Raw genomic sequence first — 26,120 nt, 5'->3', positions numbered from 1 at the left:
GTGTAACCAATGAAGCACGCGTGTGCTTCAGGTAAATCGCGCACACCATCATTCAGAGAACAACCATGACCACGCGCATCATCACGCCGGTTTGCCTGGCGGCATTAATGGTCGGCACCAGCACCGTTGGCGCTCAACCCTTCACCCCAAAACAAGAGCGCGCCTCTGCGGTTCAGCAGGGGCGGGTAACCAGCCTCAATCCAGTGGTGGTCACGGCAACAGCCTCCGAGCGCAGTCTTGCAGATGCCCCCGCCAGTGTCACGGTGATCGATGGCGAAGGCTTGCGCCGACGTCCGGTGCTCGATCTTGCCGATGCTGTCCGAGGTACGGTCGGCGTAGGTCTCGAAAACACCGGGCTTGGCCGCCGTGGCATTTCCATTCGCGGCATGGGCGCCGAACACACGCTCATGCTCATCGACGGGCAGCGAATCAACGCGTCCGCATCGGCCATTGCGCATTCCGACTACGAACTCGGATGGGTTCCCACCGCCGCCATCGAGCGGCTCGAAGTGGTGCGCGGCCCCATGTCCTCGTTATACGGATCAGAAGCCCTGGGCGGGGTGGTCAATGTCGTAACGCGCACCGCGACCGACACTTGGCAAGGCTCATTCAGCAGCTATGCCTTGCTGAACGATCACAGCCTGGGCGGCAATCAGTTCAAGAATGGCTTTTATCTTGGTGGTCCGTTGGTTGCCGGGCGTCTTGGCCTGAACGCATGGGGCGAGCTCAGCCATCGCCATGCCTTGCGCGATGCCGGCAATACAACCCTGACAGCATTAGATCAACGCAGCGCCAAAACAGGTCACCTTGGGCTTGCATGGACACCCGATCCGCGCCAGCGCATCGACATGTCCATCGATGCGGGGCATGAAGCCCGCGAAGGTGTACGAGGTGGTTCGCGCGGCATCACTTACAACAGTGAAGACGATGTCCAGCGCCGGCGCTATGCTGTGTCACACACGGCAAACTGGAACTGGGGAGATAGCCAGTTCCGCTTCTATCGGTCCACCCTGGATCGCGTCAATACTCGAAGCGATGGCAACACGACGAGCGGGCCTAATCGCTTTGCAGATACCGTGCTTGATGGCCATCTTGGCTTTTTTCTCGGCTCAGCGCATAAGCTGACACTCGGTGCGGAAGCCCGGCGCGAAACCCTCAAAGATCCAACCCTTAACCAACAAGGCCGGAAATCCCAGGACCACTACGCATTCTTCGCACAGGATGAGATCCGGCTCGATCAACATTGGGAACTGGTGCTGGGTAGCCGCGTAGATCACCACGAGGTATTCGGCTCCGAGATCAGCCCTCGCGCCTATCTGCTGTTCCATCCGGGGGAAACACTCACGTTAAAGGCCGGCGCAGGCCGCGGTTTCAAAGCGCCCACGCTCAAGCAACTGTCGCCGGAATATGAGTCCAGGGCGGCAATGGGTGGGCGTGGCATCATCCGCGGCAATCCAAACCTGCAGCCTGAAACCAACCAATCGTTTGAGCTGGGTGTTGAATTCGACCAGCGTCCGTGGTCCGCCAGCGCCACGCTGTTCCAGAACGATGTCAAGAACCTGATCGAAACCGTCAGGCAGCCTACTTGTTACGAACGCGGCAGGGTCTGCCTGAACTACGAGAACGTGGCCAAGGTGCGGTTGCGCGGGCTGGAGCTGGGCGCGGGTGTCGATCTCCCCAGTCAGTGGCGCCTGGATGCCAATTACACCTATCTGGATGCGCGTGATCGCCTTACTGGCGAACCGCTTGCCGAACGTTCGCGCCACAGGGTTAACGCAACCTTGGGGTGGGCCCCGCTGGCCCAGGTTTCCACCCGTCTGCGTGTGGAATACATAGGCGACCAATATCGCTCGCCTACTCAATCAGATCGTCCGGGCTATGCCTTGCTGCATTGGTATCTGGACTACATCCTGAACAAACAGTTGAGCGTGCATGTCGGGATCGAAAACCTCACAGACAAGCGGTTGAGCAACGACGACGCCAGCATCTACAGCGATGCCGATGAAGGGCGACGTTATTTTGTTGGGCTAACGGCGAGATTCTGATGTCATTGAGCACCTGGACCCGTCGCTGCGCATATGCGCTGGCGTTCACCGTTTCATTCGCAACGGCAAGCGCCATTGCCACGGTGCAACCTTCGCCGTTGCCAAAAGTCTCGTCAGCAACCACCGGCATGGCTGCTCCGGCAACTGCATCCGCGACAACGCTGGCTGGGACACCGGCAGCGGTGGGAGCAACCCCAGAAGCCAGAACTCCGGTTGCGAATCCCCCAATGATGCTGGTTTTGCACAATAGCTTTGTGTCGGCCGAGAAGTTCGGCTTACTGCAGCAATTCGCTGTGCAACACGATGTTCGTCTATACGATCTCAATATAGAAAAGGTCGAGCCCGAAGTATTGCGGCAAGCGCTGGCTAACACCGACCTCGTGCTGCTCGATGCGCCCAGGCCCAATGATCGCGCTATGCTGATGCAGCGGCTGGAGCAGGTAGAACGGCATGAAGAGGCTTCGCAACTGGTCGTCGGCGGTGGCGCTCCCTCCTGGAAAGGGCTTGCGCCACACTATGCGTCTGCATTGGCGGCGCTCTATGCAGCAGGCGGCGAACACAACTTCCAGCGTTTTTTTCAACTCTTTCATGCCATGCAGAGGGGCGGCGCGCCACAGCCGCATCTGATGGCCCCTCCCAGGCTCTTGCCAGCTACCGGCTTTTACCACCCCAAGGCGGATCAGGTATTCGACAGCATCAGTGCGTATCTCGGCTGGTATGCGCAGCATGGCAGTCCCCAGGTATTGGGTCAGGCTGTGAGTACCGACCGCAACACAGGCATTGGCGGTAGAGGCAGCGCGAACGATCTCCCCGCTTCGGCCCGCAGAGGCCGGGTTGCCTTCCTGATTCATCAAGGGGTGATCACCGATATGCTCACCCGCGAGGTCGATCAACTGGTTGCCCGCAGCGAGGCTGCTGGCCTGTTGCCAATCGTGTTCTGGCAGGATGCGTCCGATCCTGCCGGGGTGGCGGGCGCTCTCGCCAAGGCCGGCGTAGATGTGCTGGTCAATCTCACTCATATGCGTAACGGATCCGCTCGTACCAAAGATTTTCTCGCCTTGGATATTCCTGTGATCCAGACCTTGCGCTTTGGTGAAGGAGAAGCGGCTGATTGGCCAACTGCAGTCAGCGGTGTCCCGGCACGCACGGCGGCTGTGTTTCTGGCCGCGCCGGAAGGGTGGGGCATGAGCGACCCGGTGGTGTTGTCTGCCAGGACCAAGGGTGTGGAGGATCTGCTGCCTGAGCAAGCAGATATGTTGATCGCCAAGCTCAAAAGCCTCGTTGCCCTGCGCCATACACCGCCGGCCAGAAAAAAGCTTGCACTTATGTTCTGGAACTATCCCGCGGGCGAAAAAAACATGGCAGCATCCAATCTGAATGTGCCTCGCAGCATTGTGTCCATCCAGGCGGCGCTCAAGCACGATGGCTACCACGTTGGCGATGCACTGACAGAGCAACAGATCATCGCGGCAGGCCAGCGCATGCTGGGTGCCCTGCATGGCAGCGTGTCGCTCGATGAACTTGAAACCGAAGGGTTGGCGGCGCGCTACCCTCTGGCTGATTACAAACGCTGGCTGGCGAGCCTGCCATCACAACGGCGAGCTGAGCTGCAGCACGGGGGCGACCCGGCCCGGCACTGGGCGGTGAGGGAACGAAATGGCGAGCAATATTTCATTATCCCCCGTTGGCAAAGCGGCAATCTGCTGATCATGCCGCAGATGCCGCGTGGGCCAAACCCGCAGGCGCACTATCATGACACTGCTGCAGCGCCCGATCACCTTTATATGGCGGCTTACCTGTATCTGCAGAACAACTACGGCTCGCATGCGCTGATCCATCTTGGCTCCCACGGTACCCAGGAATGGCTGCCGGGCAAGGATAGAGGCCTGGCTGCTATCGACTATCCGTTTCTGGCGGCCGGTAATATCCCGGTGTTTTATCCCTATATTCAGGATAACGTGGGCGAGGCTATACAGGCCAAACGCCGTGGCCGAGCCGTGACAGTCAGCCATCAGACTCCGCCTTTCGCGCCAGCTGGGCTGTACGATCAACTGCGCGATCTGCACCATTTGATTCATGAGTATCAACAAGTGGACGAGGGGATGGTCCGCGAACGCGTTCGGCAGCAGATCACTCACGCCGCCATACAAGCGCATCTGCACGACGATCTGGGCTGGACTGCGCAGCACATCCAACAGGATTTCGACGGCTTTCTGCAGCAATTGCATGATCATCTGCACGAGTTGGCTCGCGTCGCCACGCCATTGGGGCTACACACCTTTGGTGTTCCCGCCAGCCTCGAACACCGAGTCAGCACGATCATGCAGCAGTTGGGCCAGCCCTTTTACGACGCGCTCGGCACCAACAGTGCAGAACTGTTTGCCGACGATTATTCGGAACTTCAGCGTACACCTGCATATCAGGCGGTACAGACAATGCTGGCTACCAAAGCGGCCGTCCATCTGCGCCCGATTGGCACCCCGAGCGATCAGTCCGCGCTAAAGCCTTTTGTTGAACGGGCCAAAAGGCTAGACCACAACTTGCGCAACACACAGGAAAACGACACTCTGCTGGCTGCGCTGGCGGGCCGTTTTGTACCTCCCGGCGCCGGCGGAGATCCTATCCGCAATCCAGACATACAAAGCGGGCGCAACCTGTATGCCTTCGAAGCAGACAAAATCCCGGCGCGCGCGGCCTATGAATCTGGCGCGAAGGCCTATGAGCAACTGCTGCAAGCTTTCCGTAGCGAGCACCACGGCGCATTTCCAAAAAAGCTGGCGTTCAGCCTGTGGTCTTCCGAAGCCATTCGCCATCTGGGGGTAACCGAGGCACAAATTCTGCATGCTCTTGGCCTGCGTCCGGTATGGGATGCAGGCGGTCGAGTCACGGCGCTGGACATCATCCCCGCCACTGAGCTCGGGCGCCCCCGCGTGGACGTGGTCGTGCAGGTTACGGGTGTTTATCGCGATCAGTTCGATAGCTTCATGCGCCTGCTGGCCGATGCGCTGGATCGTCTCTTCAGGCTCAATGAGCCCAACAATCCCATTGCCGATCATAACCGTCGCATAGCCGCAACCTTGCAGGGCAGTGGGCTCTCTCACGAAACCGCGCAGGCCGCTGCAAGCTATCGCATTTTCAGCAATGCGCCGGGCGCCTATGGCACCGGCGTACCCGGCCTTGCCCTGCAGTCCACAAGCTGGGATGATAATGCCGCCCTGGCGCGCCAGTTTCTGTCGAGCAGTCGATACGCGTATGGCAGCAAAGGCTGGGGCGAAACCCTTGTACAAGCTAATCTTCTGGCGGAGCAGCTGCGCGGTGCTCAGGCCGTCATCATGTCGCGCTCGTCGAGCCTGCATGGCGTACTGTCCACCGATCATTCCTTTGAATTCATGGGTGGCTTGTCTACTGCCATTCGCCATCTGGATGGCACCGCGCCACAACTGTTGATCAGCGATCTGCGCAGCAACACCATCAAAACGACAGGCCTTGCCCGATTCCTGGCCGACGAACTGCGTGCCCGCTATTTGAATCCGCACTGGATTGCGGCCATGCAGCAGGAAGGCTATGCCGGCACGCTTCAGGTGCTCAATGTCGCCAACAACCTGTTCGGCTGGCAAGTGGCAGATCCGAATACGGTGCGCGACGATCAATGGCAGGCGCTATTCGATACCTATGTAATGGATACGCGCCAACTGGGAGTGCGTGAATGGTTCGAGCGTCATAATCCCACCGCCCAGGCACAGGTGCTGGAGCGTATGGCGGAAACCATTCGCAAGGGATACTGGAACGCATCCAATGAGACCCGGCGCGCTCTGGCCGAGCGATGGCTGGCGCTGGAAAATCAGTTCGGCGTTAATACGGGGGCAGCAACAACCCGGCAGTACATCGTCGACCTGGCGCAGGGTTTTGGGCTGAGCGCAGCGCCTGCGCCCGCCGCAGAGGTTGTGCCTCACGTCATCGCCGAACCCCAAACGCCACCAAAGCAGGGCAGTCGCAGTCAACAAGAGCGGCCTGCACCGCGTGGCGCTGTAAAGCCAGACGAACCAACCGAGCATGTCCAAGGCCAAGTGCTCGAACCCGTCGCAGCGCAGCAAATGCAGGACTACATCCCCCGATACGTTTTGCTGGTACTGATGTTGCTGCTGTGTGCGAGTGGCGGGGCGTGGCAGGTTTGGCACAACCGACACACAGGCTTGAACGATGCTCGATGACATACCTTGATACTGCGCCGCGGATTGTATTCACAGCGTGCAACGATCGCTGGCAGGCTCGTACCGTGACGCTTATGACTGCCTTTACTCAGAGAACTTGATGATTGCCTTTACCGAAATAGAAACCCTGCTGTACGCCGTCTCGCGTGTGTTCCTTGTCCCCGTAATGCTGCTGATTGCCGCCGCGCTTGCTTATGCGCTTGTGATGCTGGGCATGTTTATTGTCGAAGCCATGCAGCGGCGGCGATGGTCTTATCGACCAGCCCTTTTTGTGTATGCAGGCAGGCAGCCACTTGTCACCAGCGACGATCTTGAGCTATGGATCATGAAACGCCTGGAATGGCTGCGCATTCTCTCGCGCACTGCCCCTATGCTTGGGCTGATCGCCACCATGATACCCATGGGGCCTGCGCTGTTGGCACTGGGCAGCAGCAATGGCGCGGCGGTTGGCAAGAACATGGTGGCGGCCTTCTCTTCGGTCATTCTGGCGCTTACGGCCGCAAGCATCTGTTTCTTTATCCTTTCCATACGGCGTCGCTGGCTTTTACAAGACCTGCGCCAACTCGAGCAGCAGCGGCAACTGAGCCAACAAGGAAATGAATGATGCGTTTTCTGGATGACGACGAAGCCAACGACCCTATGCTTTCGGTCGTCAATCTGATCGATTTGTTCCTGGTCATTATCGGCATGCTGATGGTGGTTATCGCCCAGAATCCACTCAATCCTTTTTCGCAAGACAGGGTGGTGGTGGTCGAAAACCCCGGAGAATCACATATGCGCATCACCATCAAGGATGGGCAGGAACTGAAACGCTATGAATCCAGCGGAAAAGTCGGCGAGGGTGAGGGCTCCCGCGCAGGCGTAACCTACCGTCTGGACGATGGGCGCATGATTTACGTGCCGGAAAAGTGAACAGCCTTACAAAACATTCTGCAGGTAATAGTGTGACAGCATCGCATCGAAATACGTGGCATCGAATCTATCGTAGATAGTGAAGTTATGTCTGAATGCGAAGTGCTTGCCGTCCACGTAGGTAGTGATGGTTTTATTCTGCATAATTTGGTTGGCCACGGGGAGATAATCACTCGGCTTGACCGATTCAGGGATGGCCCGCCAGGAAAAAAGCGTTACCTGTACACACGAGGGCGTTTCCGGGCAGGCTTTCGTGCCAACGAAGAAATTCATGGCCTTGCCTTCAACAGCATGTATCTTCCATGTGTCATCCTGCTTGGTTCCCTTGAGTGTTCCGAACTCTGCCAGATACTTGGGTATCTCGTCTTCGATTGACTGAGATGTGGGCTTGAGAAAAGCAGGAACGGCAGGCAGGGCAACGCCATCAAGTGTTTCGCATCCGGCCACCAAGAGGGCCAGCGGTATCATGAGCAGGATTTTCATAAAAATGTCGGTTTCCGTATTACTGCAGCATGCCCTGGATTTCTGTCAGGAAGCTATCGAGATCGCGAAGAAAATTCTCGGGCGATGACTCGACATTGTTTCGCAGGGTAAAAAGCTCAGCGACGGCATACGGAGCAGGTGCAGCCTTGCCATCTGAAATTTTGTTCGCCAAGCGCAACCGGCCTGTGGCAATGGAACCGTTCTCATTATTGAAGCCTTCCATCAACTTCTGCACGGGCATGCTGAAGCCGAACGGGTAATGGGCTGAATACGAGCGGCAGTAGATGTCCTGGGCGGAATGCTTATTTTGCGACCCAACGGATTCCGCTTCGCAATCATTGCCAGCAATCAGATAGATCGACGGCGCATCGGCGCTGTGCCGCTCATCCTGGACGCGGTAGAGAAATTTGCGGGATTTTGGCTCGCTGTGCAATTCCTGTTTGACTTCGTCGCTGTCGACGCGCTCAACCTTGCCGTTGCGATTGAGCATTTCAGGAAGTTTTCTGGCAAAGGCAATGCTTTTAGTCTCTGCGGCGTTTCTGGCGCCCGCAGGCGCATTCAGTTTAATGCCTTGAACCTTTTCGATAGTGGCGTAAATCTCCGCCAGGATCGTGCGAATCTGGGCATCGGAGAAACTGCTGTCCAGTGGGTAGTGCTTTTCGAATTTGACAAGATTTCCCGAAAAAAGTGTCAAGCCATCGGCAGGGCGCTGCTTGCTTGAATAATTCTCCACCGGAAGCCTGTGCAAATTGAAGGTCGGATCGTAGTTACTGGAAGGAAAAAGAATGCCGGCGTGCAAGGCTTTGCAGGCGGAGTAATTCGTGCACCCTTCGAATTTAAATCTCAGTGCTAACGGTTTTGCTCCGGCATACATCACCACATCTGTGTAGTCATTGTCGATTCGATATCGGGTGGTGGTGCTTGCCATCGACTTTTCGAGGGTGCGTTCGAGCCTGGTTGCATAGGAATTCTGCTTGTGCCGGCTGATGTCTGTCATCGCCTGCCCCAAGGCTCGCCAATACTCGGCGTCCGCGCCAACGGCTGGCTGGCTGACCATACCGCTTGCGCCTAGCAGTGCCATCGCGGAAAGCAAAATTCGTTTGTGGAGGCGCATGGCAACCAGGTCCTGTGAGTGCTGAACGACTGGTCGTCGTCATATTCAGTTAAATGTAAGGACGAAATGTATCATTTTGAGATTCCTTGTAGTACCTAGTGTTTACACTTATTGCGCTCAAGTTTCCCTCAACCTTGCTTGGGCGACACACACAATTTATTTGAGAAAATCCATCTCCCTCATGCGTTTCTCCCCACGGGATTCGTGCTGGTTATTGCACAAGCACGGTCCGATCGAAACAGGTAAAACGCAATTGGGGGTTTGATGGAACCAAAGTACTGGATGGCCTTGACGCAGCCATCTGTAAAAGCAGCCTCTACTGGTGTCAACAATGGGCTTGCGCCAGCAATTTTCAAAAAACGTCATCTCGCCGCATTGATTAGCTCAGCGTTTATCTCAATGGCAGCACTCGCAGATGCGCACGGGCAGCCTTCACAGTCCATCTCCTCCGGGGCTGCAACGGGCCCACTCCCCGGATCCGTCAACCAAGCACCATCGAGCACCACCTCGTCAGGTGGAGCCGTCACAACCCTGGGCACGATTTCTGTAGCTGGGCAGCGCAGTATCGACCCCGCCGATGTGCCCTATACCTCCGCTGGATCTGCTGCATATATATCGGGCGAAGAGATCGAGCGTTTTCGCGGCACCTCGGTCGGCGATTTTCTTTCCGGCATTCCAGGCGTAATGAATGCGGACGCACGCAATTCCGGTGCTGTCGACATCAATATTCGCGGCATGCAGGGGCAGGGCAGAGTTCCAGTCATTGTGGATGGGGCGACGCAAGAAACCACTATCTGGCAGGGTTACGGAGGTGCTACACCCCGCAGCTATATCGACCCTGATTTCATCAGTTCCGTAGCTATCGAAAAAGGCATCAGTTCTGCCGCCGATGCTACAGGTGCGACTGGTGGTGTAGTGCGCGCTTCTACCATCGGGGTACACGACATCCTGCTGCCCGGGCGTAGCTACGGGGTGCGCCTAAAGGGTGGGTTCACCACTAATAGTTCACCAGTGCCTCCGGTGGGTACAACAGGTGGTTGGAAAGGGCCCGTGTGGATGTATGGTGAAAATCCCGAGCTGCCTCCTGAAGATACGCGGTTTTATTCAGAAGGTATGCGTCGACCCTCGCTCCTCAAGCCAACAGGAGGATCTGGTAGCGCTGTGTTTGCAGTCACTACAGATTACGTGGATTTCGTAGCGGGATATGTTCGTAGAAAAAGCGGAAACTTCCATGCAGGCGCGCGGGGAGACAATGGCGCACACTTGGTTCCCATGCGAGATCCTAGAACCGGTGGTCTTGAAGCCAGAAATGCCGGTTTCAGCGCTTACCGGGCGGGCGAAGAGATTCTGAACACATCCACAAACAACACGTCCTGGCTGCTCAAGAGCACTTTGAAACCCGCTTTTGGCCATACGCTAGAGCTGGGCTACCGGCAATATAAGAGCGCTTATGGAACGGCTTTTGGAACGCGTCTTGCGGCGACACCTTATCAGAATCCTTTAAGCGACATCACGCTCGACACCTATACCTCCCGCTATAAATGGCAGCCCGAAAACAATAATCTTATCGATCTGAAAATAGATGCCTTTCAAACAGTCACGGATAATCGCATTAATACAGTTGATCGTGGGGTTCAGGTAGATATCAACGAGCTCGGACAATTCATTTACACGCCAGTAATCAGCCCATGGGTAGAGTGGGTAGGCGCCACGCGGCGCGGCATTACCGCGTCTAACACCTCTCGTTTCACAAATCCGGTGGGGGTGTTCAAGCTTGAATATGGCGGTGCATTTGTGCACGAAAGTGTAGGGCTGCCCGATGGCGTAGACACGGAATGGTTCAGAGAGGTTTATAATACAGGCTACCCGAGAGAGGGCTCGCGCAAAGAGATTAGCGGGTTTACAGCGCTGGAATACAAACCCGTTGATCGTGTGACCCTCAGCGCTAGTACTCGCTATTCGCGCTACAAAACACACGATCATTTTGGCCAAGGCTCTGTTTCATTTACGCGCCGAGACAGCGGCTGGTCTGCCTCCGGTGGAGTGATGGTCGAACCTATAGACGGCCTGAAAATATACACAAAATACGGCAAGGCTACGCGAGCTCCCAGCATATTTGAATCTTTGACAGGCCCCTCTTTTTATTTGCCAGTCGACCAAAATCCCATCAAGCTCGAACGCGCACGGAATCTAGAAATTGGTGTCAATTATCTGAGCCACGAAGCTTTCCTGCCGAAAGACAAACTTCGTCTGCACGCCGCTTATTTTGATAACCGCATTGATGATTATATTACCCGTGTCGGGCTTCGCTTAGAAGGAGAGGGGCTCTTCGGTCAGCGCCTTGTTACTGAAATTCTAGGTCGAACCAACCTTGACTACGCGAGGATGCGAGGCTTCGAGGCATCCGCCAGGTATGATGTCGGGCGCTATTACGGCAGTCTGTCATGGAGCCATTACATGGCAGTCATGTTTTGCGCGCGTAAGGGGATTTTGCTGGATGGCGAGCCCACTTGCCAGGCGGGAGGGCTTCCACATAGTTATTCCTTGCATCAAGTTCCGCCGCGCAACACGGTTACATTGAACCTAGGCATGCGACTGCTCGAAAGAAAACTTGATATAGGCGCGCGGGCAAACTACATTGGCAGCCGCTATGCCCCGGGCTATGGCAGGGCAATCGGCATGAGCGGCGTTGAACCTTCTCGCTGGAGTCCATACACCCAGCTCGATCTTTACGCGGGCTATCAAGTCAGCCAGCGCGTTCTGTTTGACCTCGCCGTCGACAACGTCACAGACCACTACTACATGGATGCGCTTAATGCCGCCCAGATGCCGGCGCCTGGCCGAACGATACGTGGAAACGTGACCATCAAATTCTGATCCGATTCAAATTTTCAAGACCAACGCGGCGCAATGAGTGTAGTCATTAGCTTGAAAGGCAGGCGCAAATCGCATTTTTCTGAACTGGCCGTCAGAATGGGCGGTAGCCTGGCCACCTTGGCCGCGCATGGGGTGGTTGGGCTGTGGCTTATTTACGAATCACCGGCGCCTATGGCCGAGCCGCTGCCGCCCACGGCGATTATGATCGAGTTGGCGGAGTCTCCTGAAGCTATCAATATCGAGCAGAATGAGGTATCCCTGAATCAACAGTCTTCCCAAGAAAGCCTGCCTGCAGAAAAATCCGATACGCAGCTGGAATCTCAGGACGACATCATGCCTGATGAGGTTGCCGAGCCGCAGGAAGACACGCCAACCCCTGTCGTGGAGGAAACTCCTTCTCCCAAAAAGCGAGCACCCGCAAAACGTAAGCCTCCCAAAAAAGAGACGCCCACAGATGAACTCAAGTCGTCTGATTCACAGGCGGCATCGCAACAACTCATCGCCGCGCAGGCTCAAGTTACCGCATCTGATGTCAACGCCGCGCCGCAGTCGGTTTCCAGCAATGTTCCGCCCTCGCGCATGGTGGTTACGTGGCAAAGCCGCCTTATGGCGCATCTTGAACGGCGCAAGAGATATCCTTACGGCGCCCGTTCGCGCGGGGAAACGGGCATTGTGTACGTTCAGTTCAACATCGATGACAGCGGAAATGTGCTCTCCCAAAAGATTGCACGCTCCTCGGGATTCCTTGAGCTGGATAACGAGGTGCTGTCGCTGGTGCGTAGGGCGTCGCCTGTGCCCAAACCTCCTTTGGATGCGCCTCGAACCATCATTGCCCCCGTGGAGTTCACAGTACGAATAAGTTATTGATAATGAGAACCGTTATTAGTTATAATGTGTCGTATCAGAACTCAACTAAGTTTTAATCGCCAGGCGGTCGCGATAGTAGCGATGGCCGAGGTCCTGATGCGTCACTGCTGGGGTTGGCTCATGAAAGATGTGTCCTGTTTTCAAGGTCCTAATAAGGGATTTCATCATGAATCACACACTCAAATTAGCAGTTCTTGCATTTGCCATTGCGGGCATAGGCAGCGTGGCACAAGCTGAAGTCGTTGGCGGCGTGAGCCATTCCGACCCTGGTGGCGTGCGTGTCGGTGCTTCAACTTACCCGTTAAATGATCAGGGCAAGCCTGGCGCTGGCGTTGACGGGCAATTGCGGGGGGCATACGCGTCGACCTCTCACTTTGCAAATCCCGAATACCGAGATGGCAACGGGGTTTATAGCTATAGTGGCCGACTACTCGTCAGTCGTGGTGCACCTGGGCCCGGTCAACGGGGAGATCACAGCAAACTCGGCGTTTGGTCGTTCTCTCAGGTAGGCAGCCATGATATCTGGTTTGGCGAATGGAACGCAGAGTCCCCAACGGGCGCTGTCGGCACCAAGGCGCCGGGTACGCATACGGTTTGGTATGTCGGCGAGAACAGCGACGTTGCCAGCACGCTGCCTACGGGCTCGCCAGTTCGGTACACCATACGATCCATCAACAACTACACCGGCAATGATCTGCCTACCAGCACGCTTACGGCCAATTTTGCCACTGGCGCTGCAAGCTCGCGCGGCGATATCGGTTTCAGCGGGGGCGCTATCAAAACCGTCGATCGTGACGTACGTCTGACAGCTTCTCGGGTAACCGTCGCCAGCAGCGGTGGTACTGGCGGTGATCTGGAAGGCAAGTTCTTTGGAACAGGCGCAGCCGCGGTAGCCGGCGTGGTGAAGTTCGCTGACCGTAATCGCGACACAGCGTTTGGCGGCACAAAAAACCGCTGATTCCGCTACTAACAAAGGCTTTGCTTCTGGGCGCTTAGGGGATCATATCTCGATGTACTGATAGTCCGGCTGCAATTTCCTTGAACAAGGGCTTGTTTCGGCAGGCCCTTGTTTTATTCAGCTTCATCGTGCGTTTGGCTTGGCGGCATGCGTAGCTCCAGGCGACAGGATCTCGTTGTTCCTGGCATTCAACAGGCTCATTTTCCATGGATCGATACTACCTGCTCATTCTTTTGTTTTCTGGGGTCGTACTCACAAACCAGGCTGCCGCGATCGAGCGCGATGACACCCGCCGCTTACAGCAGCAGCGTATCGAACGACAAGCCTTTGAACAGGAGCGTGGGCTATTGCAAGAGGCTGAAGTCGAGGCTTCTGGAAAAACGCCTGGTCTGAGGGCCGATGAACAAACGTATGCCGTTGAGCGGAATGCCAGCGATCTCGGTCAAGCGCTTTATCTTTCGTTGCAGCATCATCAGTGGCCAACGGCACAGTCCTTTTTGGCAGAGTATGTGCAGTTGCCTGATCAAGACCCGCTGCTCGTACATTATGCGCAAGGGGCACTTGCTCGTGCGCACGGCCAATTGGAGCTGGCTGAGGCTGAGTTCAGGGCGCTTTTATACTTGCAGCCGGACTTTCTGCCTGCGCGTTTGGAACTGGCTCGTGTCATGTTTGAAAATGCCAAGGAACGGGAGGCCGAGCAGGCGTTTTCCGAAATATACAGGGCGATTGGCTCGGCCGATATCAACGCAGCAGGCGTTCGAAGAACCATTGCAACCTATCTGGCAGCACTCGAAAAACGTAGGGCATGGACCAGTACGCTATCGGTCGGCTCGCGCTGGTCAGATAACATCAACCGGAGTTCGGCTAGCCGCACTTGTCTTGTGCCGGGCGATTCGGGCGTGTGCTATATAGAACGCGAGCTTCCCAAACAGATCAAGGCGTTCGGTTCAGACGTCGAGGCTAGCCTGCAGCGGCGCTTTCCACTTAAACAGCATCATGGCCTTTATCTGCGCGCGCAGGCAGATGCCACACGGTATCGCCATCACACACAATACAACGAAGCCTCGATATCTGCACAGGCGGGTTATAGCTATCGCGATGCTGGTCAACAGATCTTGGTGGGTCCGGCCGTCACGCATTATCAATGGGGAAAGCGCGCACTCTACGATACCTGGGGCCTGCATGCGGAATGGAGATCAACGCCCAGCGATCGCTCGATGATCAAGATGGAAGGTGACTATCAAATCACGCGTTATCGCCAGAACGCCTACGCACAGTATTTCGATGGCGCCGCCCTCAGCCTCTACGCGACTTACTTCCGGAGCACGGCTTCTGGCGTCACGCTCTTTGCTGGGCTCGATGCTGAAGCTAGCCGCGCCAGGGCTGATGTGCAGCGCTATCAGCAAACAGGAATGCGCGTGGGTTCAGCGTTCCAGGCACAGGGGTATACCGCCACCGCTTTTGCCAGCTATCGATACCGTCGCTACGGTGCATATAACCCGTTGCTTGAGGCGCGCCGCCACGATAACGAACAAGGCTACACCATGGTGCTTACCGCAGAGCGCTGGAAAGTCGCCGGCTTTGTACCAAGCTTGACGCTGCGTCACCATAAAGTAAGAAGCAACGTGGGTTGGCTGTATTCCTATGACCGCAACGAAGTTTCGGTGAAGCTGGAATATGCAACGTAGATAATTAGACGTTGGTCTCGATACAGTGTACGAGTGTTTCTACACTACATTACTCATGATCAGTTCCGCGAGTTTCAGTAGCGGTCGATATAGCCTTTGCTCAACCTTTGCTTGCGATCCTCCACCAGCGACGCTGACATTCAGAACATGGATTGGATGGTTCGCGAATACAAGAGGTGTAGCCAGCGCCACGACTTCGGGCTGCCAAGAGGCGATACAGTAGCCGTGGATGGCCACGCTCTTCACGGCAGTTTCTATATCGACCTCCAATACGTCCCATCCGCTTGAACGACGAGCCCTGAGATGCGCCATAATGGCATGGCGCTCCGCCTCGGACACAACAGCGAGATAGGCGCGGCCAAGCGATGTCAGCTCAATGGGTACACGCAATCCCGCAACGACATTACGTAACGACACCTTGCGGTTGTAGCGTACAGATTCCAGATAAACCATTTCATCGCGGTCTCGGGTTGCCAGGCCGACATTGATCTTGAGCGTTTCGGCAGTTGCACGCATCAACGGTGCCGCAGTTTGCAACAGAGGGGAACCGGCCCGCATCGCCTGCCCGAGGCTAAGCAATGGTGCAGCTAACCGGTAAGCACGTTCGCGATGGTCATAGTCAAGCATGCCGGCGCGCACAAGTGTCTGGGTGAGCCGGCTGACTGTTGCGGGAGAAAGGTGCGTACGATCTGCAAGCTCACTGTTCCCCAATAAACCTGCACCGGGACGGAACGCCCGAAGAATCTCTATCCCGCGCTCCAAAGAGCGATTTTGTGCGGGTAGTGCTAGTCGTTGGAGTTCTTCTTTCCTGGCCATCAGACACTCTCTTGTCGGGGGTTTTAATTCCATACAGTGAAATTAGAGCTGCATCGAGCTGTAGTTTAGCCCCTACACTGAAAAACATCACTTAGCGGTCGGCGGCATGGATATTCAGCCGCGGTGCCATAACTATTCTGAGAGGAGATAAAAGTGAAAAAAAGCTTTTTTTCATCTGCAAGCCGGTTTCTCGCCATGGTCATGGCGACAGCGGCTTGCGTTGGATTTTCGGTACCCGCGTCAGCGGCATTTCCTGAGCGCGCTGTACGCATTATTGTGCCGTTTGCCCCTGGCGGTGGTACTGATCTTATATCTCGGCTTCTTGGCGATGGCATGTCTCGGGAACTTGGCCAACCCGTCATCGTTGAAAACAAGCCGGGGGCGGGTACCACAATAGGTTCGGAAGATGTCGCGCGCAGCAAACCAGATGGTTATACCCTGCTGATGGCAACATTCGCGCACGCCATCAACCCCAGTCTTCGTACGAACATGCCCTATGACACGGATAAGGCTTTCGCGCCGGTCATATTGGTGGGCCATTCTCCCAGCGTACTTGTTGTTCGGCCAGACAGTCCTTTCAAGTCCGTTCAGGATGTTATTGAGGCAGCAAAGAAAGACCCAGGCAAGGTGACGTATGCTTCACAAGGTGTGGGCACTTCAGCGCATCTGGCAGGCGAATTGCTGGAGAAGCTCGGCAAGGTCGATATGTCGCACATTCCGTATCGTGGGGCTGGTCCAGCGCTCAATGATTTGTTGGGTGGGCATGTCGACATGATGTTTGGTACTGCTGCTGCCGTAGGCTCATCGCTTCAGGCTGGCACTTTGCGTGCATTGGCCGTAACGACGGCGGAACGCTCTCCTGCTCTGCCTGATCTTCCTACTATTGCTGAAGAAGGTCTTGACGCTTATGTGCTGGATAGTTGGTATGGATTGTATGTACCTGCTGGCACACCCCCCGAGGTGATCGCCCGTCTGAATAAGGCAGCAACCGCCGCTGCGCAATCCGATGCGTTCACCAGTAAGGTTCAACATGAAGGCCTGATGGTTACGCCGGGCACTCCAGAAGACCTGGATAAGTATGTGACGCAGGAACAGAGTCGCTGGGCCGACGTGGTTGCGTCAAGCAACATTACCCTGAATTGACGCAGTCAATAGTCAGAATTTTAGGATTTTCCATGATCAATGAACTCATCAAACTGGATATACAGTCTGGCATTGCGACCATTTATTTGAACCGACCAGAAAAGCGCAACGCGTTCAGTGATGAGATGCGCAGCGAATATCTGGCCGTTTTGCAGGAGGTAGCGTCTAACCGGGATGTTCGCGCCGTAGTGCTCACGGGTACCGGAAAGGGTTTCTGCGCCGGAGGCGACGTAGAAGGCATGGAAGCACGCATGCAGGCGGAGCCTGGCCAAGTTGGCTTCAACGGATGGACACGGCAGCAGCGCGTTCATCAATGTGTATCGCTATTGCACTCCATGCCCAAGCCCACCATTGCGGCAGTCAATGGTGCAGCGTCCGGGCTGGGCGCGGATACGGCGATCAGTTGTGATTTTGTGCTTGCCAGTGAGGCGGCGACATTCGCTTGGTCTTATATCAATCGTGGCCTGATTCCTGATGGTGGGGGGCTCTACTTGTTGCCGCGCCGGGTTGGTTTGCCTACGGCGAAAGATCTGATCTTTAGTGGCCGTCGTCTGGACGCACGTGAAGCCCTGCAACTGGGTATCGCAGATCGCGTTGTTGAATCTGAAGCACTTCTGCCTGCCGCGTGGCGTTGGGCAGAGGAAGTGAGCGGGGGCTCCGCTACCGCCCTGGCATTGGGTAAGGCGATTTTGAACCAGACCTTTGAGCTGAGTGCCAGCCAGGTTTTGGCACAGGGCAGTCAGGCACAGGCTGTTTGCTATACCTCGCACGAGCATCGTGAGTCGGTGCGGGCGTTTTTGAAACAAAGAGATGAACGCCGTGCTGTTGCAACGACGGGAAAGGTTTGAACGATATGGATGCGATTTCCCGCTTGGTTAATCCTCGTAGCGTTGCCATCATCGGGGCTTCGGCCGATCCGACCAAGACTTCGGGAAGGCCTGTTGCCTATTTGCGCAAGCATGGTTTTGATGGCGCAGTCTATCCAGTCAATCCAAAAGTTGATGAAATAGACGGCCTCAAATGCTACCCGGATATTGCCTCACTGCCCGAAACACCGGATGTTGGTATTGTGCTGCTGGGCGCGCAACGTGCGCATCTCGCTGTCCACGAACTTTCTATGCGTGGCACCGCTGCCGCCATTGTGCTGGCAAGCGGCTACGCGGAAGCTGGTGCGACAGGGGCACAGCGTCAGGAGGAGTTGTTGAAGGCGGCAGGCCCGATGCGTATTCTTGGCCCGAACACAATAGGGCTAGTGAATCTCACAAGAAATATTCCTTTGTCTGCCAGTAGTGCATTGGAGATGGATTTTTTTCCCGTCGGTTCAATCGGAGTCGTGTCACAAAGTGGCGGGATCGTGGGTTCTTTGCTGTCGCGTGCTGCGGCACGCGGCATAGGACTGTCCACGCTGATCTCGACAAGCAATGAAGTCGACCTGGATCTGTCGGATTTCGTTAGCTATTTGGCTGAAGACGCTACTACAAAAGTTATCGCACTATATATTGAAACGATCCGCCATCCGGCTAGGTTCCAGGAAGCTGTCATAAAAGCCGCCCGCGCGGGAAAGCCGGTCGTTGCATTCAAGGTAGGGCGATCGGAGTCGGGCGCTCGCGCTGCGGTGTCTCATACTGGTGCCATGGCCGGAGCTGACAATGTATACGAAGCCTTGTTCAAACAGACGGGCATCATCCGCGCAGAAAGATTCAGTGATTTGCTGGATATTCCCGCGGCGCTCTCGGCGGGCCGAGTGCTTCAAAGTCGCCGCATCGCTATTCTGACTTCGACGGGCGGAGCTGGGACGTTGGTGTCGGATGCGCTCGGGCTCAATGGATTCGAGACACCACCGCCCGATCCAGACACGGCGGCCCGGCTACGGGCGCTGCAGACCGGCGACCATGCAGCACTGGACCGAAATCCCATTGATGTCACACTCGCGGGCTTGCGGCCGGATTTACTGCGCGGTGCGATTCGTGCGGTACTGGAGAGTGACGGTTACGGCGCCATTGGTATTATTGTGGGCTCGTCAAGCCTTGCCGTTCCTGATTTGATGGCCAGCGCGATTCGTGATTGCTTGCAGGACAGCACCAAGCCGGTGATTGCTTATGTGAGCCCATATGCACCGCACATCACAGCGTTGCTCAATCAGCGGGGAGTGCCCGCCTTTACCGAGCCAGAAAGCTGTGCTGCCGCGCTGGAAGCGATGTGGAAAGTGGCGCATCAGAATGATTCAATTCCGGTGCCCATAATGACCGATCATATAACCATGCCGAAGTTCGAAGATGGGCCGCTGGACGAAGCGCAAGCCAAGCAGCTGTTTTCTTGTTTCGGGATTTCGTCAGTTCGAGAGACTGTCGTCGACGATGTCGAAACGGCACAGACTGCAGCAGAGGCGCTAGGTCCTCACGTCGTACTCAAACTTCTGTCTCGCGACATTGCGCACAAGAGCGAAGTGGGTGGCGTTGTAGTAGGCGTGACTGCGCAGCAGATGCCTGAGCAACTGCAGGCCATGAGGGAAAAGGTTCTAGCACATACCGGCAAAGCGCCGGAGCGCTATTTGGTGCAGGAGATGGTGAGCGGCGGCGTAGAACTGATTCTTGGCTTTCATCGAGATCCGGTGGGGGATGCCATCCTGCTCGGCATGGGCGGCGTGACGGCTGAACTTTTTAAGGACACGACAATGCGCTTGCTCCCGGCGCAGGGAGGATTGGATCGTCAGGATGCTTTCAGTATGATGCGCGAACTGAAAACCTGGCCTCTGTTAGATGGCTATCGTGGTCGCCCTAAAGCTGACGTGCAAGCTCTTGCTGACGCCATCGTTGCCTTTTCCTGCATGGTTGTCCAGATGGGAGTGCATCTGGTTGAGGCGGAAATCAACCCGTTGTTTATCCTGCCACAAGGGCAGGGGGTGAAGGCGGCAGATGGAATCGCCGTCCTCCAGATGTCCCAACCGGTCAAATGCGAGAATTCGTATGTATGCGGTTGAGACACTGGCTCAGGAGGCGCTTGCGCTATTGCGCAAACCGATTCCCGACGCAGTCGTACATCATGCCAAGCGGGCGGTCATCGATTGGTACGCTTCCGCGCTTCCGGGGACGCAGACAAAAATTGTGCGATTGTTGGAACAGTCCGTTGCGGACGACTTGGATCGCGGCCATTCCTACCTCGTTCTGGGTCGACGCGCGACTACGCGAACAGCGGCGTTGTTAAATGGCGCGGCGGCGCATGCGGCAGAGTTGGATGATAGTTTTCGCGATGCTATGTATCACCCCGGCGCTGCCACCATTGCTGCCGCGCTTGCCACAGCACAAGAGACTGGCATATCTGGGGTGGACTTTCTGCATAGCGTGATCATTGGGTATGAAGTGTCCACGCGGATAGGGATAGTGATGGGACGCGCGCATTATCACTACTGGCATAACACCGGCACAATAGGAGCCTTTGGTGCGACAGCAGCGGCCGCCGCCACTTACCGATTAGATGCTGTTTCATTTGCCCATGCATTGGCGACTGTCGCAACTTTCTCTGCAGGACTTCAACAGGCGTTTCGCAGGGATTCGATGTCCAAGCCTCTGCACCCCGGGCGAGCCGCAGAGGCGGGGGTTTTGGCCGCGCAGCTTGCCCGCCAAGGCATCACGGGGTCGTTGGATATCCTGGAAGGCGAAGCGGGATTGGGGCAAGCGATGAGCGATGGGCCGTCTTGGTCAGGCGTTGCTGATACCTTTGGCAAGGATTTCCACATCACAAGGCTTACCGTGAAAAACCACGTGGGTTGCGGGCACGTGTTTCCAGCGATTGATGGCGTCTTGGCGTTGAAACGCCTGTACGGTGTCGATCCGGACGATATCCGTCATATACACATCGATACCTACCAGCCCGCGCTGGACATTGCTTGTCACGAGGATCCCACCACAGCAGGTGAAGCTCGATTCAGCGTGAAGTACATGGTGGCGACTGCGCTCATCTATGGCGATGTACGATTGAATGCTTATTCTGCCGAGCGTATCGCATGCACCGCGACGCGCGAGCTGATGAGTCGAATTACAACGGCGGTAGATACGGAGATAGACCGTAAATTTCCTCGAGACCGTGCGGCCAGGATAGCGTTTGAACTCAACAATGGGCAGTGTCTGGTCTATTTTCAGCCTGTACGTAAAGGTGACCCTGAGTCACCGCTGACTGATCGCGAATTGGATCAAAAATTCGCCGAGCTTGCGGGTTCAGTCATTGGCAGCGAGGGAGCGATGCAGCTTTTGGCTCGCCTTTGGAATGTGCAGGAAGGCAACACACACAAAGATCACAACCAGATATGCAACGGCTGGCCACCCCATTTTGGCGACCGCCCAGCCGGTTAAAGTGGGGCCGATCAGCAAACCGATGTTGTTGCCTTGCATGATAAAACCCATTGTGGCACCCACGAGTGCTGGGCGAGGGGCGGAGTGGGGCGCACTTGCGAGAAGCACAACTGGAATCACGCCTCCGGCAAGAGAAAAAAGCCCGCACAGCACGATGATCAGTATTGCGGGCGTCGCGGCATTGAATATGCCAATGGCGCATATGGCCATTATGCTGAATCCTGCGTATAGCAGCTGTGTCGGGCGATAACCGCGGGCACGCAGTAGTCCTCCGGCGATATTGCCTGCGGCGCTCACTGCGATTGCCACGGCGCTAAGCATGCTGGCGGTCGCGGCGCTGACCGTCAGACGTTCCGAGAGATAGGCGGGCAGAAAACCGAATACCGCGAAGTAGGCTGCCGCAAATGCGGCGAACAAACCGCCAAGCAGCCATGGCCCCGATGCGCGCATTGTTTCTCCGACATCGTTCAAAATGGGCCGCTGTTGCACGGTGCGTACAGCTTGGCTTTTGACAACATAGCCAAAAAGCACCGTATATGCGGCCAGCAAGAGCGCATTGAGCGCCCAGAAGCCTCGCCACGAGAGTAGGTTCAGTATCGGTGCGGCCAGCATGACGAGCGTCAGGCCTACTGGCATGAACGTGGCCCATATGGCCATAGCTCGTGCGGTGTGATGGGCAGGCGTAAACAGGGCAATCAGGGTTGGGGCGGCAACGACTACGCCAAGAAAACCGACACCTTCCACAATGCGGGCCACAACCAGGCTGGATGCACCGCCTGAAAAGGTGCCCATACCCGAACCCACTGCCAGAATTACAAGCCCCACCAATGCCATTCGCTTGGGGCCGATCCGATCCGCAGCAAATCCAGTAATGATGCCTGCTGCTGCACCAACCACTGCAAAAGCTGAAATCAACCATGAAACGGTGGGCAGGTCCAGGCCAAGGTCCTGCTGCACCTGTGATAGCGCCATGGGCACTTTGCCTACCTGACAGGCAGCGAGGATGCCAGCGCCCACAATCACGAGAATGGTTGGCCATGGTGAATGGTCGGACGTCTGGCGGGTATGGCTCATCTGGGAACTCCGGGTTCAAGGCAGGCAACCATGATGACAGCCAAAGTTGATTTATATAATTGATAAAATATTGCTCAACTTGATCTAAAGGATCGATCATGCTCGATGCGCTGACGCTTGATCAGATGCGTATGTTCATCGCTGTTGCAGAGACGGGCAGCTTCCGTGCGGCAGCGGCAAGATTGATGCGTGTGCAGTCGGCGGTCAGCCATGCAATAGCCGGACTGGAGGCGCAACTCGGTGTGCTCTTGTTTGATCGTTCGGGGCACCGGCCCGTACTGACGCCAGAGGGACGTCTATTGCTTTCCGACGTCCGGGGCATTGTTCTGAAAGTCGACAAGATGCGGGCCAGGGCGCGTGGTCTTGGGGAAGGTGTCGAGCTCGGGTTTACTGTGGCGCTCGATCCACAGTTTCCGCTTGAACTGGCCAGCCAAGCGTTGAAAGATGTTCATGACACTTACCCGTCTGTGATGATACGGGTACAAACAGCCTCGCTCGGCGAAGCCGTGCTCGCGTTGCGCGAGCGCCGGGCGGCATTGGCAATCAGCAGCATTGAACTTCCTGATCCCGCGATCGAGCGGCAGGCCCTTTTGTATGTGCGTCGCGTCGCAGTCGTAGCCGCCGGCCATCCTATGGCGATGCTCGCTTCAAATCAGGAGCAGATCACAACGGAGCAGCTTGCGGATCATATCCAGATCGTCGGCGAGGATCCTTCGTCCCTCACAGAAGGGCGTGATTTTGCGGTGCTGTCGCCTGGTACATGGCGTGTCAGCGACAACGCCACCAAGCACGCGCTGATTCGCATGGGCATAGGTTGGGGCAACCTGCCCCTGTGGATGGTCAACGAAGATTTAGCCAACGGGCGTCTTGTACGCTTATCAATCGCGGAGTTCGGCGCCGAGGGAGAAACCAAGGGCAGGGCCTATCTCATGCATCGAACCGACAGTCCTTTCGGGCCGGCAGTTCGAACCTTTGTCGATGCCTTGCTGCGGCGTACGCACGGGGATCCGGCGCAGCAAACCTGAAACCATAGGCCGGCAGCCCCGAGCGTCGCGCGTGAACGAAATGGACAATACCGCCGAGGCATTAGAACCTGTATCGCAGATTGGCCGATATCCTGCGCGGCTCGCCAAACGGGGAGTAGTACAGACTGTCCACTGTTGCGTAGTATCGTCGATCAAACAGATTGTCCACCACAAGAGTGACCTCTGCTTGCGAGCTGATCTGGTATTTGGCCGTTAGCCCAACCAGCGCCATTCCGCCCCGGTGAATACCGTAGTCGGAACCCATGTTATCCAGCTCGCTGAACACACGGAGGTTGCCACCGATAGTCCAGCGTGTGTCAGGCAGTTTGTAGCTGCTTGCCAGACGTAGGCTGTGCCGCGGAAGCGAGCGCATGTAATGCTCGCCTTTATTGGTGCCAGAGGCATACTTGCTGGACACGTAGGTGTAGCCCGCCGCAACGTTCCATCCGGAGAGAATTTCTCCATTCACGCTCACATCAGCGCCTTGGCTCACAATCTTATCGGCGGCAATATAGCAGGATCCACCGCAGGCATTGCCTGGATCCGGAGGCACGGAGTCATCCAGTCTGGCCAGATTGGTCTGCTCCAGGCGGAATAGCGCCACAGCGGCATTCAGCGCACCATCGAACAATTCTCCTTTCAACCCTATCTCGTAGTTGGCGCCAACCACGGGTTCGAGGGTATCGCCGTCCGCGCTTTTTTGACTCTGCGGCTTGAAGATATCGGAATAGCTGGCATAAGCAGAGAGCTGCTTGTTGATATCGTAGACCAGCCCTGCGTAAGGCGAGACAACGCCGTTCTCTTTCTGGTTTGTTTCGTCGGTAAGCAGGTTTCGCTGCTCATATGAGCTAACGCGAGCACCGGCGATCAGCTTGAGTGAATCAGATAAATTGAATCGGCCAACGGCAAAGGCACCATATTGTTGAGTCTTGCCTTCGGAGGGAGACGGTGTGCCCAGAACTGGCTCAGGTAACGCGTGGGGATCAAAGTGGTACACATTGATCGGTGTCGGGACGTTTCCGGTGTTCAGGCTGTCATCTTTCATCGTTGACCCGTTGAACCCAAACGCAAGCTCATGCTGACGCCCCAGCAGCGTAACAGGCCCGGATGCATAAACGTCGAATGAATCCGAGTTGAAGTTTCTGCGCAGAGACTTGTATTGGTTCAGCGATAGACCGTCGCCCATGGCGACGTCCAGATTGCCCCAGGCCCAGCTTCCTTTGGTATTGTTTACGTCGGTTTCATTGCGACTGTATGTGGCTTTCATTAACCAGTCTGCCGGGAGTCTTTGCTCCAGGCTCAAGGTGTAGAGCTTGTATTCCTTGATACTTTGGGCGTCGGGGTTGCCAAAATAAATCGAGCGGCGCCAGCCCAGGTCGCTGCCATCTGGCCCAAGCGGTACGCCCGAGTGCATGCGGCCTTTGTCCCGCTGATACTGGAAGCTGGTCGTCAACGTGGTGGTGGGGGTGAGATCGGCTTCGAGTATGCCGTAGACGCCGCGGCGGTTGTTATAAACATAATCGATGAATGAATCGTTATTGTCCACGACTGCGACCAGGCGGCCTCGGACATGGCCTGATTCTGTGAGCGGTCCGGATACGTCGCCAACAAGACGCTTTTGGTCCCATGAGCCGAGTTGCACTTCGGCTTGTGCCTGAAATGTATCGGTGGGGCGCTTGCGAATCAGGTTGACCGTACCGCCAGGATCACCCGCTCCGCTCAGTAAGCCAGAGGGGCCTTGCAGTACCTCCACGCGATCAAGAAAGGCGTTGTCGATGGGTGGAACGCGGTTGAATTCGCTGATGCCGATCGGGTTCGGTACGCCGTCATACTGGGATTGCAAGCTGAAACCCCGGCTGTAGTAGGCGCTTCCGTTGTTGCTCCGGTTATAGACAAACACGCCGCTGGTTGCTTCCAGTGCATCGTCCACCGAGGTCATCGCGAAGTCGTCCATTTGCTGCCGCGTCACCACCGTGACGGTTTGCGGCGTTTCGCGCGGCGACAATGCCAGCTTCGTAGCTGTGTTGGTGCGCGTTGCCGCATAGGACCCAGTGCCCTCGGTGGTGCCGCTTAAATCCACATGGCCCGCGACCCGTACCGCTGCCAGCGACGTAACCTCCGCGCTATTGCTGGCGACCGGTGTTTCCCTGAGTGAATAGCTGCCATCCCCGCGTGCGACGAGCTCCAGGCCGCTGCCGGCCAATAATCTTGTCGCTGCCTGCCGGGCGGTCAGATTACCCGATACGCCCGGGCTTTGCCGCCCATTAGTGAGCGCTGGTTCGAAAGAAAGCGCAATTTTCTCTTCCAGAGCAAAACGGGATAATGTCTGACCAAGTGGTCCAGCAGGGATATCGAAATGCTTTTGCTGCACAGCGTCCAGGACGGCGGATTGGGCTGAGAAAGCGTGGGTGCCATGGGCAAGGCCCGCCATCAGGAAGGCGGTCATAACGGAGGCCCGAACGGCCCGGTTGAGCGGATGCTCGCGATATGGTGGTGCAGACATGAGGTATCGGTCCTTCGCTGGTCAAATTGAGGGTTTCATTCTCTTTGCCAGCTGA

At 56.3% G+C, this 26,120-nt stretch carries 17 protein-coding genes and 1 pseudogene; 13 read left to right on the top strand and 5 right to left on the bottom strand.

The window, feature by feature from the left end; all coding sequences use genetic code 11:
* Window positions 1-65 precede the first annotated feature (65 nt).
* The 4 genes from ERE07_RS05585 to ERE07_RS05570 all read left to right on the top strand — a co-directional run bounded on the left by ERE07_RS05585 (window position 66) and on the right by ERE07_RS05570 (window position 7,168).
* Window positions 66-2,045: a TonB-dependent receptor domain-containing protein gene (locus tag ERE07_RS05585; protein WP_130007834.1), complete on the top strand. Its 1,980-nt coding sequence runs from the start codon at window positions 66-68 to the stop codon at window positions 2,043-2,045.
* Window positions 2,045-6,256 (top strand): cobaltochelatase subunit CobN, encoded by a 4,212-nt coding sequence (gene cobN, locus ERE07_RS05580; protein WP_245153478.1) that lies wholly within the window; start codon window positions 2,045-2,047, stop codon window positions 6,254-6,256. Before ERE07_RS05585 ends, cobN begins: the two co-directional genes overlap by 1 nt.
* 100 nt (window positions 6,257-6,356) lie before the next feature.
* A complete protein-coding gene (locus ERE07_RS05575) occupies window positions 6,357-6,860 on the top strand; it encodes a MotA/TolQ/ExbB proton channel family protein (RefSeq protein ID WP_130007833.1) in 504 nt (167 codons plus the stop codon).
* Complete coding sequence (locus tag ERE07_RS05570; RefSeq protein ID WP_130008289.1) at window positions 6,860-7,168, top strand: DUF2149 domain-containing protein; 309 nt, start codon at window positions 6,860-6,862, stop codon at window positions 7,166-7,168. Before ERE07_RS05575 ends, ERE07_RS05570 begins: the two co-directional genes overlap by 1 nt.
* Window positions 7,169-7,174: 6 nt before the next feature.
* Here the strand turns inward: ERE07_RS05570 and ERE07_RS05565 are convergent, their stop codons facing one another.
* Both ERE07_RS05565 and ERE07_RS05560 read right to left on the bottom strand, forming a co-directional pair.
* Window positions 7,175-7,651, bottom strand: coding sequence for a hypothetical protein (locus tag ERE07_RS05565; RefSeq protein ID WP_130007832.1), 477 nt, complete (start codon window positions 7,649-7,651; stop codon window positions 7,175-7,177).
* A gap of 19 nt (window positions 7,652-7,670) precedes the next feature.
* Complete coding sequence (locus tag ERE07_RS05560; RefSeq protein ID WP_130007831.1) at window positions 7,671-8,708, bottom strand: hypothetical protein; 1,038 nt, start codon at window positions 8,706-8,708, stop codon at window positions 7,671-7,673.
* A 321-nt stretch (window positions 8,709-9,029) separates the two neighbouring features.
* Here ERE07_RS05560 and ERE07_RS05555 point away from each other — a divergent pair, with 321 nt between their 5' ends.
* The 4 genes from ERE07_RS05555 to ERE07_RS05540 all read left to right on the top strand — a co-directional run bounded on the left by ERE07_RS05555 (window position 9,030) and on the right by ERE07_RS05540 (window position 15,155).
* Complete coding sequence (locus ERE07_RS05555) at window positions 9,030-11,642, top strand: TonB-dependent receptor domain-containing protein (RefSeq protein WP_130007830.1); 2,613 nt, start codon at window positions 9,030-9,032, stop codon at window positions 11,640-11,642.
* A gap of 33 nt (window positions 11,643-11,675) precedes the next feature.
* Entirely contained in the window at window positions 11,676-12,509 is an 834-nt protein-coding gene (gene tolA, locus ERE07_RS05550) for a cell envelope integrity protein TolA (protein ID WP_130007829.1), read from the top strand.
* Window positions 12,510-12,675: 166 nt separating this feature from the next.
* Window positions 12,676-13,467: a Slam-dependent surface lipoprotein gene (locus ERE07_RS05545; RefSeq protein ID WP_130007828.1), complete on the top strand. Its 792-nt coding sequence runs from the start codon at window positions 12,676-12,678 to the stop codon at window positions 13,465-13,467.
* Window positions 13,468-13,673: 206 nt separating this feature from the next.
* Window positions 13,674-15,155 (top strand): surface lipoprotein assembly modifier, encoded by a 1,482-nt coding sequence (locus ERE07_RS05540; protein WP_130007827.1) that lies wholly within the window; start codon window positions 13,674-13,676, stop codon window positions 15,153-15,155.
* A gap of 39 nt (window positions 15,156-15,194) precedes the next feature.
* Here the strand turns inward: ERE07_RS05540 and ERE07_RS05535 are convergent, their stop codons facing one another.
* Window positions 15,195-15,971, bottom strand: coding sequence for an IclR family transcriptional regulator (locus ERE07_RS05535; protein WP_130007826.1), 777 nt, complete (start codon window positions 15,969-15,971; stop codon window positions 15,195-15,197).
* Window positions 15,972-16,166: 195 nt separating this feature from the next.
* On the opposite strand from ERE07_RS05535, the gene ERE07_RS05530 reads away from it, so the two are divergent.
* Genes ERE07_RS05530 through ERE07_RS05515 form a run of 4 tightly spaced genes read left to right on the top strand, consistent with a single transcriptional unit; the run spans window position 16,167 to window position 21,463 of the window.
* A complete protein-coding gene (locus ERE07_RS05530) occupies window positions 16,167-17,114 on the top strand; it encodes a Bug family tripartite tricarboxylate transporter substrate binding protein (RefSeq protein ID WP_130008288.1) in 948 nt (315 codons plus the stop codon).
* A 32-nt stretch (window positions 17,115-17,146) separates the two neighbouring features.
* A complete protein-coding gene (locus ERE07_RS05525) occupies window positions 17,147-17,962 on the top strand; it encodes an enoyl-CoA hydratase/isomerase family protein (RefSeq protein ID WP_130007825.1) in 816 nt (271 codons plus the stop codon).
* 5 nt (window positions 17,963-17,967) lie between these two features.
* Window positions 17,968-20,094: an acetate--CoA ligase family protein gene (locus tag ERE07_RS05520; protein ID WP_209021098.1), complete on the top strand. Its 2,127-nt coding sequence runs from the start codon at window positions 17,968-17,970 to the stop codon at window positions 20,092-20,094.
* Window positions 20,081-21,463 (top strand): MmgE/PrpD family protein, encoded by a 1,383-nt coding sequence (locus ERE07_RS05515; protein WP_245153476.1) that lies wholly within the window; start codon window positions 20,081-20,083, stop codon window positions 21,461-21,463. The genes ERE07_RS05520 and ERE07_RS05515 overlap by 14 nt, the downstream gene beginning before the upstream one ends.
* Here ERE07_RS05515 and ERE07_RS05510 read toward each other — a convergent pair.
* Window positions 21,443-22,537, bottom strand: a pseudogene (locus ERE07_RS05510) (MFS transporter); the annotation flags it as partial. The gene ERE07_RS05515 and the pseudogene ERE07_RS05510 overlap by 21 nt on opposite strands.
* A gap of 98 nt (window positions 22,538-22,635) precedes the next feature.
* On the opposite strand from ERE07_RS05510, the gene ERE07_RS05505 reads away from it, so the two are divergent.
* Complete coding sequence (locus ERE07_RS05505) at window positions 22,636-23,562, top strand: LysR family transcriptional regulator (RefSeq protein WP_130007822.1); 927 nt, start codon at window positions 22,636-22,638, stop codon at window positions 23,560-23,562.
* A 61-nt stretch (window positions 23,563-23,623) separates the two neighbouring features.
* Here the strand turns inward: ERE07_RS05505 and ERE07_RS05500 are convergent, their stop codons facing one another.
* On the bottom strand, window positions 23,624-26,065 hold the full coding sequence (locus ERE07_RS05500; protein ID WP_130007821.1) for a TonB-dependent siderophore receptor: 2,442 nt from the start codon (window positions 26,063-26,065) through the stop codon (window positions 23,624-23,626).
* Window positions 26,066-26,120: the final 55 nt, after the last annotated feature.

This window comes from Allopusillimonas ginsengisoli (assembly GCF_004153455.1).
GTDB classification, from domain to species: Bacteria; Pseudomonadota; Gammaproteobacteria; order Burkholderiales; family Burkholderiaceae_B; genus Allopusillimonas; species Allopusillimonas ginsengisoli.
Note: the sequence above shows the minus strand (reverse complement) of the source record. Positions and strands in the feature narration are given on the sequence as shown.